Annotated in this window: 1 pseudogene; it reads left to right on the top strand. The window is 67.9% G+C overall.

Annotation, left to right across the window (positions count from 1 at the left end):
* A pseudogene (locus B7L92_RS38755) lies at window positions 1-675 on the top strand (DUF932 domain-containing protein); the annotation flags it as partial.

Below are 675 nucleotides of genomic sequence, written 5' to 3' on the forward strand. Positions count from 1 at the left end.
ACAGCTACAAGCTGATGGACAACCTGGACATGCTGGTGGCCGCGCTGGACGGGGTGAAGCAGTCCGGGCACCCGACCCAGGTGACCGGGTGCGACCTGACCGACCGGCGCATGTACGTGCGGGTGGAGTCCGAGACGGTCGCCGTTCAGGCCCGTGCGCTGCTGCGCGAGTACCGGTCGCCGTTCGACGGGCGCAGCGGTGACGAACTGCCGATGATCTCGGCCGGTTTCGTCATCACCAACAGCGAGGTCGGTTCCGGGGCATACACCATCACCCCGCGCGCGGTCATCCAGGTGTGCCGCAACGGCCTGACCATGGCACAGGACATCATGCGCGCGGTGCACCTGGGAGGCAAGCAGGACGAGGGCGTGATCTCCTGGTCCGGCCAGACGCAGCGCAAGACGCTGGAGCTGATCACGTCCAAGACCGCCGACGCCGTGCGCACGTTCCTGTCCCGGGAGTACGTCGAGGCCAAGGTGCGCGCGATGGAGGACGCCGCCGGTAAGACGCTGGCCGAGCCGACGAAGACGATCGAGCACGTCACCAAGTCGCTCAGCATCGGCACCGAGGCCAAGGACATGATCCTGGCCCACTTCGTCCGGGGCGGTCAGATGACGGCCGGGGGCGTGATGAACGCCGTCACCTCCACCGCGCAGACCCTCACCGACGCCGACC

It is taken from the genome of Streptomyces viridosporus (genome assembly GCF_002078235.1).
GTDB classification, from domain to species: domain Bacteria; phylum Actinomycetota; class Actinomycetes; order Streptomycetales; family Streptomycetaceae; genus Streptomyces; species Streptomyces viridosporus.